The organism is Streptomyces sp. NRRL WC-3618 (genome assembly GCF_001280005.1).
Classification (GTDB): Bacteria; Actinomycetota; Actinomycetes; order Streptomycetales; family Streptomycetaceae; genus Streptomyces.
In genome coordinates, this window is sequence record NZ_LGDW01000155.1 from 1 (window position 1) to 14,387 (window position 14,387).

15 protein-coding genes are annotated in these 14,387 nt (G+C 70.1%); 6 read left to right on the plus strand and 9 right to left on the minus strand.

The features are described from left to right. Nucleotides 1–297: MBL fold metallo-hydrolase (locus ADL01_RS16900; protein WP_159049548.1), on the plus strand; the 297-nt coding region annotated here is incomplete at its 5' end. 84 nt (nt 298–381) lie between these two features. Here the strand turns inward: ADL01_RS16900 and ADL01_RS16905 are convergent. From ADL01_RS16905 to ADL01_RS16915, 3 genes are read right to left on the minus strand one after another with little or no spacing between them, the layout of a single operon-like run. Next, entirely contained in the window at nt 382–1,104 is a 723-nt protein-coding gene (locus ADL01_RS16905; protein WP_053742828.1) for an FAD:protein FMN transferase, read from the minus strand. Between the two features lie 4 nt (nt 1,105–1,108). Next, nucleotides 1,109–1,507, minus strand: coding sequence for an FMN-binding protein (locus tag ADL01_RS16910; protein ID WP_053742829.1), 399 nt, complete (start codon nt 1,505–1,507; stop codon nt 1,109–1,111). Nucleotides 1,508–1,517: 10 nt separating this feature from the next. Further along, entirely contained in the window at nt 1,518–2,855 is a 1,338-nt protein-coding gene (locus ADL01_RS16915) for a ferric reductase-like transmembrane domain-containing protein (RefSeq protein ID WP_053742830.1), read from the minus strand. Nucleotides 2,856–3,005: 150 nt separating this feature from the next. Here ADL01_RS16915 and ADL01_RS16920 point away from each other — a divergent pair, with 150 nt between their 5' ends. From ADL01_RS16920 to ADL01_RS16930, 3 genes are all read left to right on the plus strand, one after another. Next, a complete protein-coding gene (locus tag ADL01_RS16920; protein ID WP_078960582.1) occupies nt 3,006–3,704 on the plus strand; it encodes a response regulator transcription factor in 699 nt (232 codons plus the stop codon). Further along, nucleotides 3,701–5,179 carry a sensor histidine kinase gene (locus ADL01_RS16925; protein ID WP_053742832.1) on the plus strand — a complete coding sequence of 493 codons (1,479 nt, stop codon included), beginning with the start codon at nt 3,701–3,703 and terminating at the stop codon, nt 5,177–5,179. The genes ADL01_RS16920 and ADL01_RS16925 overlap by 4 nt, the downstream gene beginning before the upstream one ends. 102 nt (nt 5,180–5,281) lie before the next feature. Beyond that, a complete protein-coding gene (locus ADL01_RS16930; protein WP_053742833.1) occupies nt 5,282–5,926 on the plus strand; it encodes an NAD(P)H-dependent oxidoreductase in 645 nt (214 codons plus the stop codon). Between the two features lie 25 nt (nt 5,927–5,951). Here ADL01_RS16930 and ADL01_RS16935 read toward each other — a convergent pair whose 3' ends face one another. Together ADL01_RS16935 and ADL01_RS16940 are read right to left on the minus strand one after the other, a co-directional pair. Further along, on the minus strand, nt 5,952–6,545 hold the full coding sequence (locus ADL01_RS16935) for a TetR/AcrR family transcriptional regulator (protein WP_053742834.1): 594 nt from the start codon (nt 6,543–6,545) through the stop codon (nt 5,952–5,954). 22 nt (nt 6,546–6,567) lie between these two features. Then, nucleotides 6,568–8,640, minus strand: a complete 2,073-nt coding sequence (locus ADL01_RS16940; protein ID WP_053742835.1) for a discoidin domain-containing protein — start codon at nt 8,638–8,640, stop codon at nt 6,568–6,570. A 509-nt stretch (nt 8,641–9,149) separates the two neighbouring features. Between ADL01_RS16940 and ADL01_RS16945 the strand changes: the two genes are divergently transcribed. Both ADL01_RS16945 and ADL01_RS16950 read left to right on the plus strand, forming a co-directional pair. After that, nucleotides 9,150–10,349, plus strand: coding sequence for an NAD(P)/FAD-dependent oxidoreductase (locus ADL01_RS16945; protein ID WP_053742836.1), 1,200 nt, complete (start codon nt 9,150–9,152; stop codon nt 10,347–10,349). A gap of 118 nt (nt 10,350–10,467) precedes the next feature. Next, nucleotides 10,468–11,433 (plus strand): RNA polymerase sigma-70 factor, encoded by a 966-nt coding sequence (locus ADL01_RS16950; RefSeq protein WP_078960580.1) that lies wholly within the window; start codon nt 10,468–10,470, stop codon nt 11,431–11,433. Between the two features lie 3 nt (nt 11,434–11,436). Here the strand turns inward: ADL01_RS16950 and ADL01_RS16955 are convergent, their stop codons facing one another. The 4 genes from ADL01_RS16955 to ADL01_RS16970 form a co-directional block, all read right to left on the minus strand. Further along, a complete protein-coding gene (locus tag ADL01_RS16955; RefSeq protein ID WP_053742837.1) occupies nt 11,437–12,372 on the minus strand; it encodes an alpha/beta hydrolase fold domain-containing protein in 936 nt (311 codons plus the stop codon). An 87-nt stretch (nt 12,373–12,459) separates the two neighbouring features. After that, on the minus strand, nt 12,460–13,269 hold the full coding sequence (locus tag ADL01_RS16960; RefSeq protein ID WP_053742838.1) for an SAM-dependent methyltransferase: 810 nt from the start codon (nt 13,267–13,269) through the stop codon (nt 12,460–12,462). A gap of 33 nt (nt 13,270–13,302) precedes the next feature. Then, complete coding sequence (locus ADL01_RS16965) at nt 13,303–13,866, minus strand: hypothetical protein (protein ID WP_053742839.1); 564 nt, start codon at nt 13,864–13,866, stop codon at nt 13,303–13,305. 272 nt (nt 13,867–14,138) lie between these two features. Beyond that, complete coding sequence (locus ADL01_RS16970; protein ID WP_053742840.1) at nt 14,139–14,384, minus strand: DUF397 domain-containing protein; 246 nt, start codon at nt 14,382–14,384, stop codon at nt 14,139–14,141. Nucleotides 14,385–14,387 lie beyond the last annotated feature (3 nt).

The following is a 14,387-nucleotide window of genomic DNA, read 5'->3' on the forward strand; positions in this document are numbered from 1 at the left end:
GTGCTGACCGTCGCCGGGGTGGAACTGACCGTGCTGCACACGCCCGGCCACGCCCCGGGCGCGGTCTGCCTGTACGCACCCGCCCTGGGCGCCCTCTTCACGGGCGACACCCTCTTCAACGGCGGCCCCGGCGCCACCGGCCGCTCCTACTCCCACTTCCCGACGATCATCGACTCGATCCGGGACCGGCTGCTCGCCCTCCCGCACGAGACGAAGGTCCTCACCGGACACGGCGACGCCACCAGCATCGGGGCCGAGGCACCGCACCTGGAGGAGTGGATCGCCCGCGGCCACTGACGGCCAGGGACCCGGACACACCGGTGGGCGCCCACCGCAGCGACGGGGGGCGCCCACACGGACGTACACAGCGATGATGTTCGTTCAGGCGGCGACCGGTAGTCCCGGGGTCCGGAAGACCTGGCGGTCGGCGTCCACCGCGAAGACCTCGCAGCCCGTGCGGGCGGCGGCCCACTCGATTCCCGCCGTGCCCATAGCGAACGCCGCCGTCGCCGTGGCGTCCGCCTCGGTGAGCGTGGGGGCGACGACGGTCAGGCTCAGCAGCCCGGTCGCCGGTCGGCCGGTGCGGCCGTCGAGGATGTGGTCGCCCCGCTCGTAGCGGGCGGAGGTCGCGACACCTCCCTCGGTGAGCTCCAGGACGGTGCACAACTGGTCGGCGTGCTCGGGATGCCGTACCCCCACCCGCCAGGGGCGCCCGGCGGCGACCACGTCACCGCCGGCGTTCAGGCAGTACGTCCGCACGCCCGCCGCCTCCAGCAGATCCGCCGCCCGCTGTACCGCCCAGCCCTTCACCATGGCGCACGGATCGAGGCCCCGGCCGGGCAGCCGTACGTCGAACGCGCCCTTCGTCGCGACCCGGTAGTCCTCGCACAGGCCGAGCACCTCGGTGAGGTCCGCGCTCAGCTCGCCGGGCTCCAGCTCGCCCCGGTCGAGGCGGGACACCTCGCTGTCGGGCTTGAAGGGGCTGAAGCGCGCGTCGACCTCGTGGAGCCAGGCGAACAAGGCGTCCGCCGCCTCCGCCGGAGCGTGTCCGTCGTCGATCCGCAGCGAGATCGGGAACCCCATGATGTGTTCGACGCGCCGCATCCCGTCAGCCCCTCGCGTCGATGGCGGCCTGGAGGGACTTCTTGTAGGCGCCGCTGGTGATGGTGGCGCCGGAGACGGTGTCGATGTCGGCGCTCTGTGCGGCCAGCGTCTCCTTGATCAGGACCGGTACGGCGGCGGTGGTCTGGGGGTGGTTCGGCTGCTTCAGCATCCGTACCGAGGAGATCTTCGAGCCCGCGAACGTCACCTCGACCTGGACGTCGCCCTTCTCGGTGGTCAGGGAGGGGCCGATGACGACCGTGGACGACGAACCGGAGGAGCCGGACGACGAGGTCGTGGTGGTGGACGCCGTCGATGAGGACGTGGTGGCCGGCGACGGCTCGTAGAGCCAGACGGGGACCAGGCCCGCGATGCTCAGGACCAGTACAGGCAGTGCTCGTTTCACGACGTTCCTCTTATCCGGCCAGGCTGAAGCGCTCGAAATGGGTCTGCGACCTGGGCACGCCCAGTTCTCGCAGGTTGCGCAGCACCGCGTTCATCATGGGCGGCGGCCCGCACAGGAAGACGTCCCGCTCCGCGATGTCCGGCACCAGCGCGGTCAGTTCGGCCGGGGCCAGCATGTCGGGGACGGCCGGACCGCTCACCAGATGCAGTTCGGCGCCCTTGGCGTGGGCGATGTCCCGCAGCTCCTCGTAGAGGACGGCGTCCTGTTCCCGGCCCACCCGGTAGATGACCACGGCGTGGCCCTTGATCTCCTCCAGGAGCGCGCGGATGGGCGTGACACCCACCCCGCCCGCGATGAGGACGGACTCCGGCCGGGTGCGGTGCATCGTGGTGAACGCGCCGTACGGGCCCTCGGCGAAGACACGGGTGCCGACCGGGATGTGCCGCAGGGCGGCGGTGCCGTCGCCGGCCACCTTCGCGGTCAGCCGCAGCGACTTGCCGTCGGGCGCCGCCGACAGCGAGAACGGGTTCGCCTGCCACCAGCGGTCCTTGGTGAGGAACCGCCACAGGAAGAACTGGCCGGCGCGGGCGGGCAGCTTGTCGAGGTCACGGCCCGTCATGTAGATCGACACGACGTTGTCGGCCTCGGGAACGACCGCCGAGACACGCAGCTGGTGACGGAGGTTCTTGCGCAGCGGCAGCACCACTCTGCCCAGGAACACCGAACCGAGCGCCACGCCCCACAGAGCCCACCAGTACGTGGTGGCGGCGGGCGACGAGGTGAACGTCGTACCGACACCGACCTGGTGCGTGAACGCCAGGACCACCGCCACGTAGGTGTAGAGGTGGATGAAGTGCCAGGTCTCGTAGGCGAGGCGGCGGCGGGCGTAGCGTGCGGAGACCGCGCCGATGATCATGATCAGGAAGAGGGCGACGATCGCGCGCAGCACGCCCTCGGTGGTCTCGGCCAGCTCCACCAGCTCGTCGATGGGGCCCACGGAGGCGCCCTGGGCGTAGCCGAAGGTGATGAACACCGCGTGGGACATCAGCGTCCACAGCAGCCCGAAGCCGACCCAGCGGTGCCAGGAGGTCAGCCGGTCCATGCCGATGCGGTGGTCGAGCCACGGCAGCCGTGCGACCAGTACCAGCTGGAAGGCCATGAACAGAGCGCCGTACAGCCCGGCGAGCCGGCCCATCACGATCAGCGCGTTCGAGGCGAACCCGGCCTGGGTGAAGAAGACGGTCACCACGGCCACGTTGGCGGCCAGCACGGCGTACAGGCCGGTGCGGGCCACCACTTTGGGTCGTATCGCCGTGGTGGGGGCGGGAGGCGATTGGACGGTCGTCACGGACAGTGCTCCTTGATCGGATCCTGGGAGACCGAGCTTGACCGACGGTAGCTGTCATTGCGCTGTCGTTCGACTTTCAAGTTGTTATCGATCGCGCGTACGACGGGAGGAAGGTGTGGTGACGCGGGCGGCGTGCAGCACTATGAGCACGTGGAAAAAGTACGACTTCTCGTTGTGGACGACGATCCGCCCATCGCCGACCTGGTCGCGACGGTCGCCCGCTACGAGGGCTGGGAGGCGGTCACGGCGTACTCGGGTGAGGACGCGCTGGTCAGAGCCGTCGAGTTCCGTCCCGACATCGTGGTGCTCGACCTGATGCTGCCGGGCCTCGACGGCTTCGCCGTGCTCGACCGGCTGCGGCTGTCGGGCACGATGGTGCCCGTGGTCTTCCTCACGGCCCGCGACGGAGTCGCCGACCGGGTCGCCGGACTCACCCGGGGCGGCGACGACTACCTGGTCAAACCGTTCGCCGTGGAGGAGTTGATGGCGCGCCTGCGGACCGTGCTGCGCCGCAGCGCGGGCCCGGGCTTCCAGCGGTCCGTGCTCCGGGTCGCCGACCTGACGATGGACGAGGACACCCGCGAGGTCCGCCGCGGCGACAAACGGCTCACGCTCACCCCCACCGAGTACGAGGTGCTGCGCTACCTGATGCGCAAGTCACCGACCGTGCTCACCAAGGCGCAGATCCTCGACCACGTCTGGGAGTACGGCTTCGGCGGCCGCTCCAACGTCGTGGAACTGGTGGTCAGCCGGCTGCGCCGCAAGCTCGACGATCCCGACCAGCACGACGAACCGCTGATCCACACCGTGCGGGGGGTCGGCTACGTGGTCCGGCAGGTCGGCGAGTGATCCGCCGCCGGGAGATCTATCGCAGGCTGCGGCTGGGCACGCGGCTGGCACTGGGCATGGGCGTGCTCGCGCTGGTCGTGTTCGCCGTAGTCGGCGCGTCGCTCTCCATGTACATGCGGGAGTATCTGGTGCGCCAGCTGAGCGACCAGATGACGCACGTCCAGACCACCCAGGCCAAGGACGTGGTGGTGTACGGCCGCGTCCAGGACAAGCCCTACTGGGGCTGGTACAGCGGCTTGTACAAGATCTCGGGCCCCGCACCTGTCCTCCGCAAGCCCGCCGACGTGCCGCCGGACGCCAGTGAACTCCGCGCCACCGCCGAGGCCGTACGGACCTCTGGCGCCGACGTGCTGCGCACCGCGCGTATCGGCGGGGAGCCCTACCGGCTGCGCGGCTGTGAGGTCGACGACGGGGTCGTGCTGGTCACCGCGGCGCCCCTGGAGGACATGGAGAACACCATGGACCGGCTGGTCGCGGTCCAGGTCGTCGCCTTCCTGCTCGCCCTGCTCGGCCTGGTGATCTTCGGCCGGGCGGTGCTGCGGCGCGGCCTCAGACCCCTCAGCGACATGGCCCACACCGCCCGCGGCATCACCTCGCACGACTTCACCGACTCCGCCCGGCTCCCCGTACGCGCCGACCGGGGCGACGGCGGCCCCGAGGTCGAGGAGCTGCGCACCGCGTTCAACACCATGCTCGAACACATCGACGACTCCCTCGCCGTGCGCACGGAGGCCGAACAGCGCCTGCGCCGCTTCGTCGCCGACGCCTCGCACGAGCTGCGCACCCCGTTGATGTCGGTACGGGGCTACGCGGACCTCTTCCAGTACGCCGCCGCGAACGAGCCCGGCGAACGGGACAGACACCTGGCCCGGCTGCGCGCCGAGGCGGCCCGGATGGGCGTGCTCCTCGACGACCTCCTGCTCCTCGCCCGGCTGGACGCCGCCCAGGTCGAGGCGCCGCTGCGCCCGGAGAGCGCCGACCTGGTGGAACTGGCCGGCCAGGCGGCGGACGCCTTCCGCGCGGGCCATCCGGACCATCCGCTGACGGTGACGGCCACGCGGAAGGAACTGCGGCTGCGTCTCGACCCGCTGCGTATCCGCCAGGTCCTGGACAACCTGCTGACCAACGCGGCCGTGCACACCCCGGCCGGGACGGCGGTGTCCGTGGAAGTGACCGTGGACGACAGCGATGGCGACAGGGAAAGCGACGGCGAGGCGGTGGTCCGGGTCGCCGATGCCGGCCCCGGCATCCCGGCGGCCGACAGGGACCGGGTCTTCGACCGTTTCTACCGAGTCGACAAGGCCCGCAGCCGGGACCGGGGCGGCAGCGGCCTCGGACTGGCCGTCGCGCTCTCCCTGGCCCGGGCACACGGCGGCACCCTCGACGTGACCAGCGACCCCGGCTCGACCGTCTTCACCCTGCGTATCCCGCTCGACAGGACGGAAGGACGGACGGACCGGCAACTGAAGAGCTGAACAGGAACAAGAACAGACGCCCCGACCGAACAGAACGACGAACTGAACAGAACGACTCAGTCCGAACGGCTCAGCACGGACGATCTGAGGAGACCCCCCACTGTGAACGTACTGATCGTTTTCGCCCACCCCGAACTCTGCTCATTCAACGGCGCGTTGAAGGTCAGAGCCGTGGACGCACTGAAGCACGCCGGGCACGAGGTCGTGGTCAGCGACCTGTACCGGCTCGGCTGGAAGGCGGCGGTCGACGCCGAGGACTTCCCCGGAGTCTGGACCGACCCCGACTTCCTGGATGTCGCCGCCGAGCAGGAACGCGTGTCGGCGGAGCGGGAGACCCCGCCCGACGTCCTCGCGGAACAGGAGAAGGTCTCCCGGTGCGATCTGATGATCCTCCAGTTCCCCCTGTGGTGGTCCGGCATGCCGGCCATCCTCAAGGGCTGGGTCGACCGCACGATGGCCCGCGGCTTCGCCTACGGAGAGGGACGCGCCTACGACACCGGCCCCCTGAAGGGCAGACGCGCCCTGGTGTGCACGACCACGGGCACCCCGTCGGGCCTGTACGACCCCGACAGCATCGACTGCGACCTGGACCGCGCCCTCTGGCCCATCCAGCACGGCATCCTGAGCTGCCTGGGCTTCGACGTCCTCCCGCCGTTCGTCGTACGGGCCCCGGGAGAGGCGACGGCGAAGCAGCGGGAGGAATACCTCACGGAGTACGCCGAACGGCTGCTGGCGGTGGCCCCGTAGAGGGCGCGGGGAACTCCCGCACGGTCTACTCCCGTACGAGGGCGGCCACATGGCCGGTGACGGTGTCGATGATGTCCACGCAGGTCTTCTCGTCGCCCAGGGCCAGGAAGTTGAGCGTCAGCCCGTCCGTCATCGCGGCCAGATATCCGGCCAACACCGGGACGGGCACGCTCAGTTCGAAGCCCATGGTCTCGCGCAGCTGCTCCAGCAGTTCGGCGTACGTGGCGGTGTACAGCTCGTACTGCCGGCGGGCCAGATGCGTGAACTCCGGCTCGCGCAGGGCGTACTGGGTGAGTTCATACGTCAGCATGTGCTCGCCCGGATGGGCCGCCACATGATCCCAGTACGCCCTGAAGCCCGCCCTGATCGTCTCCTGGAGGGTGGACTGCGGCTGGATCGCCGCGCGCACCACGTCGACGAAGTGGTCCATGATCGTGGTGATGACCGACTCGATCAGGGCCTGCTTGGAGTCGAAGCAGTAGTGGAAGACGCTCAGTGACACGCCTGCCTCGGCCGCGATGGACCGGGTCGTCGTCCTGGGGACGCCGTCCCGGGTCATCGCGCGGATGGCCGCCTCGGTCAGCTGCCGGCGTCTCTCGGCCGACGGCTTGCGTGCCATGAACTCCCCCTAGGTACGGAACTCAGGTGCCGTAGACACCCACTTCGTAGAGTGAGTATCCCCATTTCGTGCCCCGCTCCAGTCCGTGGACCCGCACATAACGGGCCGGGACCCCCGCGAACCGCGCCGTGTCCAGGCCGCCGTCACCGACGGTCGTGGACCAGGCGGTCTGCCAGGTCGTGCCGTCGGTCGAGAGCTCGACGCGGTACGACTTGCCGAACGCCTTCTCCCAGTCGAGGGTGACCCGCTTGACCAGGTTCGTCGACCCGAGGTCGAGCTGGAGCCACTGGTCGTCGCTCCAGTCGCTCGCCCAGCGGCTGCCCGGGTCGCCGTCCACGGAGCGGCCGGGCTGGTAGCTGGTGAACGGGTTCGACTCGGACGCACTGGCCGTCGCGGACGCGCCCTGGGCGAGGTTCACCCCGGCCTTGTGCGTCTCCGAGGCACCCCAGGTGTCGAGGTAGGACTCGGCGCCCCGGAACAGGTCACCGACCGCGTCCGCGCCGCCGACCTGCCGGATGTCCTGGATCCAGTCCGGGATCAGCCCGACGTGCGCGGCGCCGTCCGTGTTGATGTCCCAGGTGCGCGAACCCGTGGTCTGCCGGTCGATCACCGAACCGCCGTCGACACTGGTGAAGGGGTACGTCACCGCCGTACCCGTGTCCGTGCCGCGCGGGGCGGGGTGGTCGCCGATGCCGTTGAAGTCGGTGCCGAAGCCGTAGCCCTTGTGGTACTTGGTGCGCAGGGCGTCGGTGCGCGCGGCCTCCTCGACGAACTCCTTGGAGGAGTGCATGTACTGGGCGACGAAGCCGCCGAGACCGTAGACCCGGTCGGTCCAGTTGAGGTCCATCCAACTGTGCGAGGAGAGCACGCCCGGGTAGGACTCCGCCTCGAAGATGTCCATCGCCTGACCGGCGGCCTTGACGCTCATGTGGTCGATCTCGAGCATCATCTTGCGCTTCATCATGCCGCGCACCGCGTACTCGCCGAGATCGGTGAGCCCGCGCTTGTTGCACTGCGCGTCCGAGGAATACGTCGGCAGCTCGGTGCCCTCCGGCAGTTTCTGGATCGCGTTGGTCGCCGTGGCGCCGCCGATGGGGTTGTCGTGCATCGCGGTCGTGCACTTCTCCGTCTGCCAGAAGGTGCCCGTCGACAGGAACTGGCCGATGTTGATCGCCGTACCGAGTCCGCCCTCGTCGAATCGCACCCCGCACAGCGCGTTGTCGAACTTGTGGCACAGGAACATGCTGCGCACGCCCAGGCCGTACAACTCGTCGAGGCCCTTGTCGATGTCGGCCTTGCTGCACTGGCCGATGTCCAGGACCTGCTTGCAGCCGAAGGGCTCGGACGTCTCGACGCCCAGGACGACCGCCAGCTTGCCCTGCTTGATCACCTCGCGGGCCTGCGCGCTGTCGGTGACGATCCGGAACCAGCCCTTGCCGGCGCCGCCGTACTGCGCGTCGACGAAGTCCTGGAGCTGGTACGTCAGTTGGGCCTGGAGTCGGATCGACGTCATCTCGTCGCAGCTGCGGTCCTTGAAGAAGTAGACCGAGCAGATCATGCCGTTGGTGACGAGGTCGTTGACCAGCACACGCTGACCGCCGCGCCAGGCGCGCTCGAGCCAGGCGTAGTAGTTCGCCTGATGGGTCATCGAGTCGTACGCGGGCCAGTCCTTGAACGTCGGGTAGCCGACCGGGTCGTGCTTGCCGTCGCCGCCGTGGGTGATGTAGTCGAACACGGCGAAGGTGCCGTCGGGGTAGTGCTCGGGACAGTCCTTGAGGGCGTCGGCGATTCCGCTGGTGGAGAACACCTTCCCGCAGATGAGCCGGCCGCCGAAGGCCTCGTTGGCGAACAGGTGGTTGTGCGCGTCGACGAACCCCTGTACCTCCCCCTGGGAGTTGGTGCCCTTGAAGGGCTCGCCCGTGACGTTGATCTGGGAGTCGGGCGCCGGTCGCGCGGTCGGCGTCCACCAGTCCGCGCCGGCGGCGGAACTGGGCCCGGTACCGAGCGTCAGCGCCAGCACGGCGAGCAGCAGGGACACCACGCTGAGGGGTCTGCGTCGGCGACGCGGGCGAGGCGGGAAAGCGGGCTCGGTCATACTCACGTCCTCGCACGAAGATTGTCATGGCTCGCACAAAATCTGTGTTGAGGATCGCTATGGCGGGGTGAGGGAGTCAATAGTCCGGGACGCTTGACCTGATAGCGGGGTGGCTGTAAAGGGATGGTGGGCAAGGCTCCTCCAGCCCGGGTCGTGTTTCCTGCCCACCCACCCGTTTGCCGCTTCTGTCCAGTCCGGGCCCGGGTCTCTCGGCCCGTCCGGCGTCTGAGGACAAGCCCCCTTCGGCCCCAGCTTCTTTGCCGCCCACCGGCCACCGCTGTTTCTACAGTCCAGGCCCAGGCACCCCCAGCCCGTCCGGCGTTTGAGGACGAGGCCCCTTCAGGGCCGACAGCGGGGGCCGGGGGCGCAGCCCCAGGGATGGGATGGGTAGGGGCGGCGGGGGCGAGGGAAATTTTTGGGCCGACCCCCGCACCTGTCACAACAACCGGCCGCCCGGTGTCTTGTTGTCGAACGCCCCAGACGGGCGCCGTCCAAACGGAGGAGACACCATGAGCGGGAACATCGATGTGGTCGTGGTCGGCGGCGGCTACGCCGGCGTCATGGCGGCCGACCGCCTGACACAGTGCACCGACGTCACCGTCACGCTGATCAACCCCCGCCCCACCTTCGTCGACCGTATCCGCCTGCACCAGTTCGTGGGCGGCACCCACGACGCGGTCGCCGACTACCGGAAGGTCCTCGCCGAGGGTGTCCGGCTGGTGGTGGACACCGTGACGGAGATCGACGCGGCAGGACGCGGCGTGACGCTCGCCGGCGGCGACACGGTCGGCTACGACTACCTGGTCTACGCGGTGGGCAGCGGCAGCGCCGACCAGGGCGTGCCCGGCGCCGCCGACTTCGCCCACCCGATCGCCGGCCTGGAGGAGGCGCGGCGCCTGCGGTCGGCCCTCGATGCCGCACCCGCCGAGGCCCCGGTGACGGTGGTAGGGGCAGGGGCGACCGGTATCGAGACCGCGGCCGAGCTCGCGGAGCAGGGCCGCAGGGTCACCCTGGTGTGCGGCGGACCGCTCGGCCCGTCCCTGCATCCGCGAGGGCGCCGCTCGGTGGCCAGGCGGCTCACCGCCCTCGGGGTGAGGGTGCTCGACGGCCCCGACACGAAGGTGACGACGGTGACCCGCGATGCCGTGCGGCTGGCGGACGGGCGCGAAGTGCCGAGCGCTGTGACGATCTGGACCGCCGGGTTTGGCGTCCCCGACCTGGCCGTACGCAGCGGCCTGCGCACCGACGCCCTGGGCCGTCTGCTCACCGACGAGACACTGACGAGCGTCGACGACGCGCGCATCGTCGCGGCCGGGGACTCGGCCGCCCCGTCGGACCTGCCGTTCCGGATGAGCTGCCAGGCCGCGGTTCAGCTGGGCCCGCAGGCCGCGGAGACCGTACTGAGCCGGATCGCGGGTGAGCGACCCGCGTCCATCGACGTGGGGTTCGTCGCCCAGTGCCTCAGCCTGGGGCGACACGGGGGCGTCTTCCAGCTCACCGGCCGGGACGACACCGCCAAGAAGTACTACATCGGTGGCCGGGCGGCCGCGAAGATCAAGGAGTTCATCTGCCGGGGCATCCCCTGGCAACTGTCGTACGAGGCACGCAAGCCAGGTGCGCGCACCTGGTGGTCCAAGGACGCCAAGCGACGGCAGCGTCTCGAGGCCAGGATCGACCAGGAACGGGCCACCGCCAAGCGAGCGGCCTGAGACACCGCCCGGCTGTCGAAAGAAAACGAAACGAAGAGGACCCCGCTGTGGAAGCACACCCGAGAACCAGAACCGTCGGCACACGGGGCACCCACCGGCGCCGACCGGGGGCCGGAACATGAGCGATCCCACCACTCCCGAGCCCATCACCCCCCAGCCCACCACTCCCGAGCCCACCACCCTCCAACCCACCACCCCCTCCACCGACCCGGCGACCGACACCTTCGTCGCCCACCGCAATCTGCTCTTCACGGTCGCCTACGAGATGCTCGGCTCGGCCGCCGACGCCGAGGACGTCCTTCAGGAGACCTGGCTGCGCTGGGCCGAGGTCGATCTGGAACAGGTCCGCGACCAGCGCGCCTACCTGGTTCGCATCACGACCCGGCAGTCCCTCAACCGGCTGCGCACGATGAGCCGCCGCAAGGAGGCCTACGTCGGCCAGTGGCTGCCCGAACCGCTCCTCACCGCGCCCGATGTGGCCGAGGACGTCGAACTCGCCGAGAGCGTCTCGATGGCGCTGATGCTCGTCCTCGAAACGCTCTCGCCGACCGAACGCGCCGTGTTCGTGCTGCGCGAGGTCTTCGACACCGGCTACGACGAGATCGCCGCCGCCGTCGACAAGAGCCCCGCGGCCGTCCGCCAGATCGCCCACCGCGCACGTCGGCACGTCGACGCCAGGCGCCCCAGGCAGACGGTCACCCCGGATGAGAGCCGGGCCGTCCTGGAGTCGTTCCAGCGCGTACTGGAGACCGGGGACCCGCAGTCCCTCCTCGACGTGCTGGCCCCGGATGTCGTCATGGTGAACGACGGCGGCGGCATCAAGCAGGCCGCGCTGCGGCCGATCAACGGCGCCCAGAAGGTGGCCCGATTCCTGGTCGGTGTCCTCGGCAAGAACACGAGCCCGATCACCATCGCCCCCACCGTGGTCAACGGCGGCCTCGCACTCGTCGTGCACCTGGGCGGTGAGCTCGACGGGATCATGGCGATGCGTGTCGAGGACGCGCGCGTCACCGGCCTCTACTACGTCCGCAACCCCGAGAAACTGACCCGGGCCGAAACGGAGACCCCACTCACCCTGCGATGAACGTCAGTCGTCCGCCGTGGCCTGCCGGATGTGCCGGGCGACGAAGGCGTAGATCTCCCGGCTCTTCGCGTCGTCGTTGAGGTCGTACGCGTGATCGACCCCCGCGACGTCATGGTGCTCGACCAGTGAACTGGCCTGCCGAAGCCGCTCGGCGTACCGCACGCCCTCAGCCCGGAGCCGGTCGTGGGCGGCCGTGATGATCAGGGCCGGGGCGATGCCCTTGAGGTCCGCGGTCTCCCCCGGGTGGGCGGGGGAGACGAGCCGGTCGGCGCGCCGGCGCGGGTCCGGGACGTACGCGCTGTCGAACACCTCGCCCATCCACGGGCGCAGCATCGGCTTTGCGATCGCCGCCCGCTTGTCCTTCGCGGCGGTCGCCAGGTCGAGCGGCGGGTAGTGCAGGACCTGGAGTGCGATCGGGGGGCCTTGCTCCTCCAGGGCCTGGCGGGCGACGGCCGCCGCGAGACCGCCGCCGGCGCTCTGCCCGCCCACCGTGAGCCGGGTGCCGTCCCAGCCGTGTGCGGCGCCGTTCTCGGCGACCCACCGGACCACGTCGTACGACTGCCGGGGCGGCGCCGGGAACGGGTACTGCGGGGCGACGACGTAGTCGACGTTGACGACCACCACGCCGGCCAGCGCGGCGACGGCACGGCAGAAGGCGTCGTCCGTCTCCGTCACCGGCAGGATGAATCCGCCGCCGTGGAAGTTGACGTGGACCGGCGGGGCCGGATCCCCGGCCGGGGGCCGGTAGACCACCACCCGCGCCGGGGCGACGGAGGTCGGGATCGTCAGCTCGCTCGTCGCACGCGGGAACTCGGGAAGGCGGGCGTGGGACGCGGCGGCGGAACCGCGCCCGCCGGAACGACGGTCCGCCCGCATGACGAGGCGCTGCATGGTCTTGGCGATGAGCGAGGCCACCGCAGGCTGGGCCAGGAGGGACATACAGTTCCGTTCGGTCGAGTCATTGCCAGGAATCCTGTCGATGGACAGGATGGCATCCCCCACGACCGCCCGGTGCGGCGAGGGTGGCTACGCCTTGTAGGCGATCCCCCCGTACACATCCGTCGGCTCCGGCGAGGTGCCGGGCTCCGGGCGCCACAGGGGGCACGAGACGATGCCCGGCTCCAGCAGCTCCAGGCCCTCGTACAGGGCGGAGAGCTTGTCGGGGCTGCGCAGCACGTACGGGACCGCGCCCGTGTCGTCGTAGCCCTGCTGCGCCCGCTTGAGCTCCTCGTCGGTGTCCGTGCTGTCGTAGTGCACGAAATAGCTGCCCGGGGGCAGGGCCGCCTGGAGGTGGTGTGTGATCGACTTTGCCTCCTCCCAGTCCTGGATGTGGCCGAGGATGCCCATCAGCATCAGCGCCACCGGCTTGTCGAAGTCCAGGAACCTCCGCGCCGTCTCGATGATCTTCTCGGGCTGACGCAGATCGGCGTCCACGTAGTCCGTCGTGCCCTCGGGGGTGCTGGTGAGCAGGGCCTGGGCGTGCCGCAGGACGAGGGGATCGTTGTCGACGTAGACGATGCGCGACTCGGGGGCCGCCTTCTGGGCGACCTGGTGCGTGTTGTCGTACGTCGGCAGGCCGGTGCCGATGTCGAGGAACTGGCGGATACCGCGTTCGCGGGCCACGAAGGTGACCGTGCGGATCAGATAGACGCGCGAGGCGCGGGCCATCGTCTCGATGTTGGGGGCGATCTCGCGGTACGCGTCGCCCGCCTCACGGTCGATTTCGTAGTTGTCCTTGCCCCCCATCCAGTAGTTCCAGATACGGGCGGAGTGCGGCACCGTGGTGTCGATCTTGGACAGTGCTTCCTGGTCGGGGGTGGGCCGGCCGTCTGTCATCGGAGTCTCCTGACTTGCCTCGCGCGGACATCGCTAACCTACCGTCAACTGACTGGTCGGTTGCCGGAGTTGGGACTGCCGGGGTGCGGGTGCTCGGATGGGGCGAGTCCGCTCGGCGACCACGTCCGGCACGGCGGGGGTGATGTTCACGCTCACCACGGGAACGTGCTGGGCGATCGTGCGGACCGCCCGGGTGTAGGCGAGGGCGGCGGCCGCGCTCTCCGACCCGTCGTCGCCGCTCACTCCGCCGTGCTCGGTCCCGGTGAGGTGGAGCAGGGCGCCCTCGCGTTCCGCGACCGCCTCCGCGAGGTCGAGCGCCTGGATCCAGGTCACCCGGGACCGTCCGTGACGCAGCGGCCCGTACACGAGTTCACCGATGATGCCGCCGTCGATGACGAACCGGCCGGGCGCGGCCAGCAGTTCGCGGTACGGACGGGTGGGATCGAGGTGGTGCAGACCCCCGGCGGGCCGCCGTAGCGGGAAGCCGAGCAGGGCCAGTTGGGTGAAAAATTGAGTGCGGCGGATGCCTTCGTGACCCTCGACGACCAGGGTCCGGTACGACGCGACGGTCTCCGCGAGAGGCTGCGGAAGGGTCATCGCGGGGGCGTCTTCCCCCTGGGGGAGCGACCCGGCAGGGGAGTGCCGGCACGTCCGGGCGGCATGGCTGGACCCGGAGCGCGATGCGGCGTAGGCATGCCGCTCCCTTCGGAGTGGTGCGCGCACCGTGATGCGCGCGGTCGTGCGTCGACTCCCTCAGTGTGTACGCGGCCTCCGCACGGCGGCAGGGCCCGTGCGGGTTGTCCGGTTGTGCGGGAGTGGTGGTGCGCCGTACGCGGAGGGTTCGCGCCGCAGGCGTACGGCGGGGGGTGTCAGGCGATCAGGAAGTCGGCCTGACCGGCCTTCGCGCCCTCCAGGAACGCCACCATCTCGTCCCGGGAGTAGATCAGAGCGGGCCCCTCGAGGTCCTTGGACTGCCGGAACGCGACACTGCCGTCGGGCAGTCGCTTGGCCTCGACGCAGCTTCCGCCGTTGGTGCCGCTCCAGGGCTTGTGCCAGCCCTCGGCGCCGAGTTCGGACGCGGGCATGCCGCTGTGGACGGGGTTGTCGGTTGCCATGGT

What these genes read in the sequence shown, in the direction of transcription:
- ADL01_RS16905 (WP_053742828.1), bottom strand. Translation starts at nt 1,104, where the DNA reads ATGCGGCGCGTCGAACACATCATGGGGTTCCCGATCTCGCTGCGGATC.
- ADL01_RS16935 (WP_053742834.1), bottom strand. Translation starts at nt 6,545, where the DNA reads ATGGCACGCAAGCCGTCGGCCGAGAGACGCCGGCAGCTGACCGAGGCG.
- ADL01_RS16940 (WP_053742835.1), bottom strand. Translation starts at nt 8,640, where the DNA reads ATGACCGAGCCCGCTTTCCCGCCTCGCCCGCGTCGCCGACGCAGACCC.
- ADL01_RS16945 (WP_053742836.1), top strand. Translation starts at nt 9,150, where the DNA reads ATGAGCGGGAACATCGATGTGGTCGTGGTCGGCGGCGGCTACGCCGGC.
- ADL01_RS16950 (WP_078960580.1), top strand. Translation starts at nt 10,468, where the DNA reads ATGAGCGATCCCACCACTCCCGAGCCCATCACCCCCCAGCCCACCACT.
- ADL01_RS16955 (WP_053742837.1), bottom strand. Translation starts at nt 12,372, where the DNA reads ATGTCCCTCCTGGCCCAGCCTGCGGTGGCCTCGCTCATCGCCAAGACC.
- ADL01_RS16960 (WP_053742838.1), bottom strand. Translation starts at nt 13,269, where the DNA reads ATGACAGACGGCCGGCCCACCCCCGACCAGGAAGCACTGTCCAAGATC.
- ADL01_RS16965 (WP_053742839.1), bottom strand. Translation starts at nt 13,866, where the DNA reads ATGACCCTTCCGCAGCCTCTCGCGGAGACCGTCGCGTCGTACCGGACC.
- ADL01_RS16970 (WP_053742840.1), bottom strand. Translation starts at nt 14,384, where the DNA reads ATGGCAACCGACAACCCCGTCCACAGCGGCATGCCCGCGTCCGAACTC.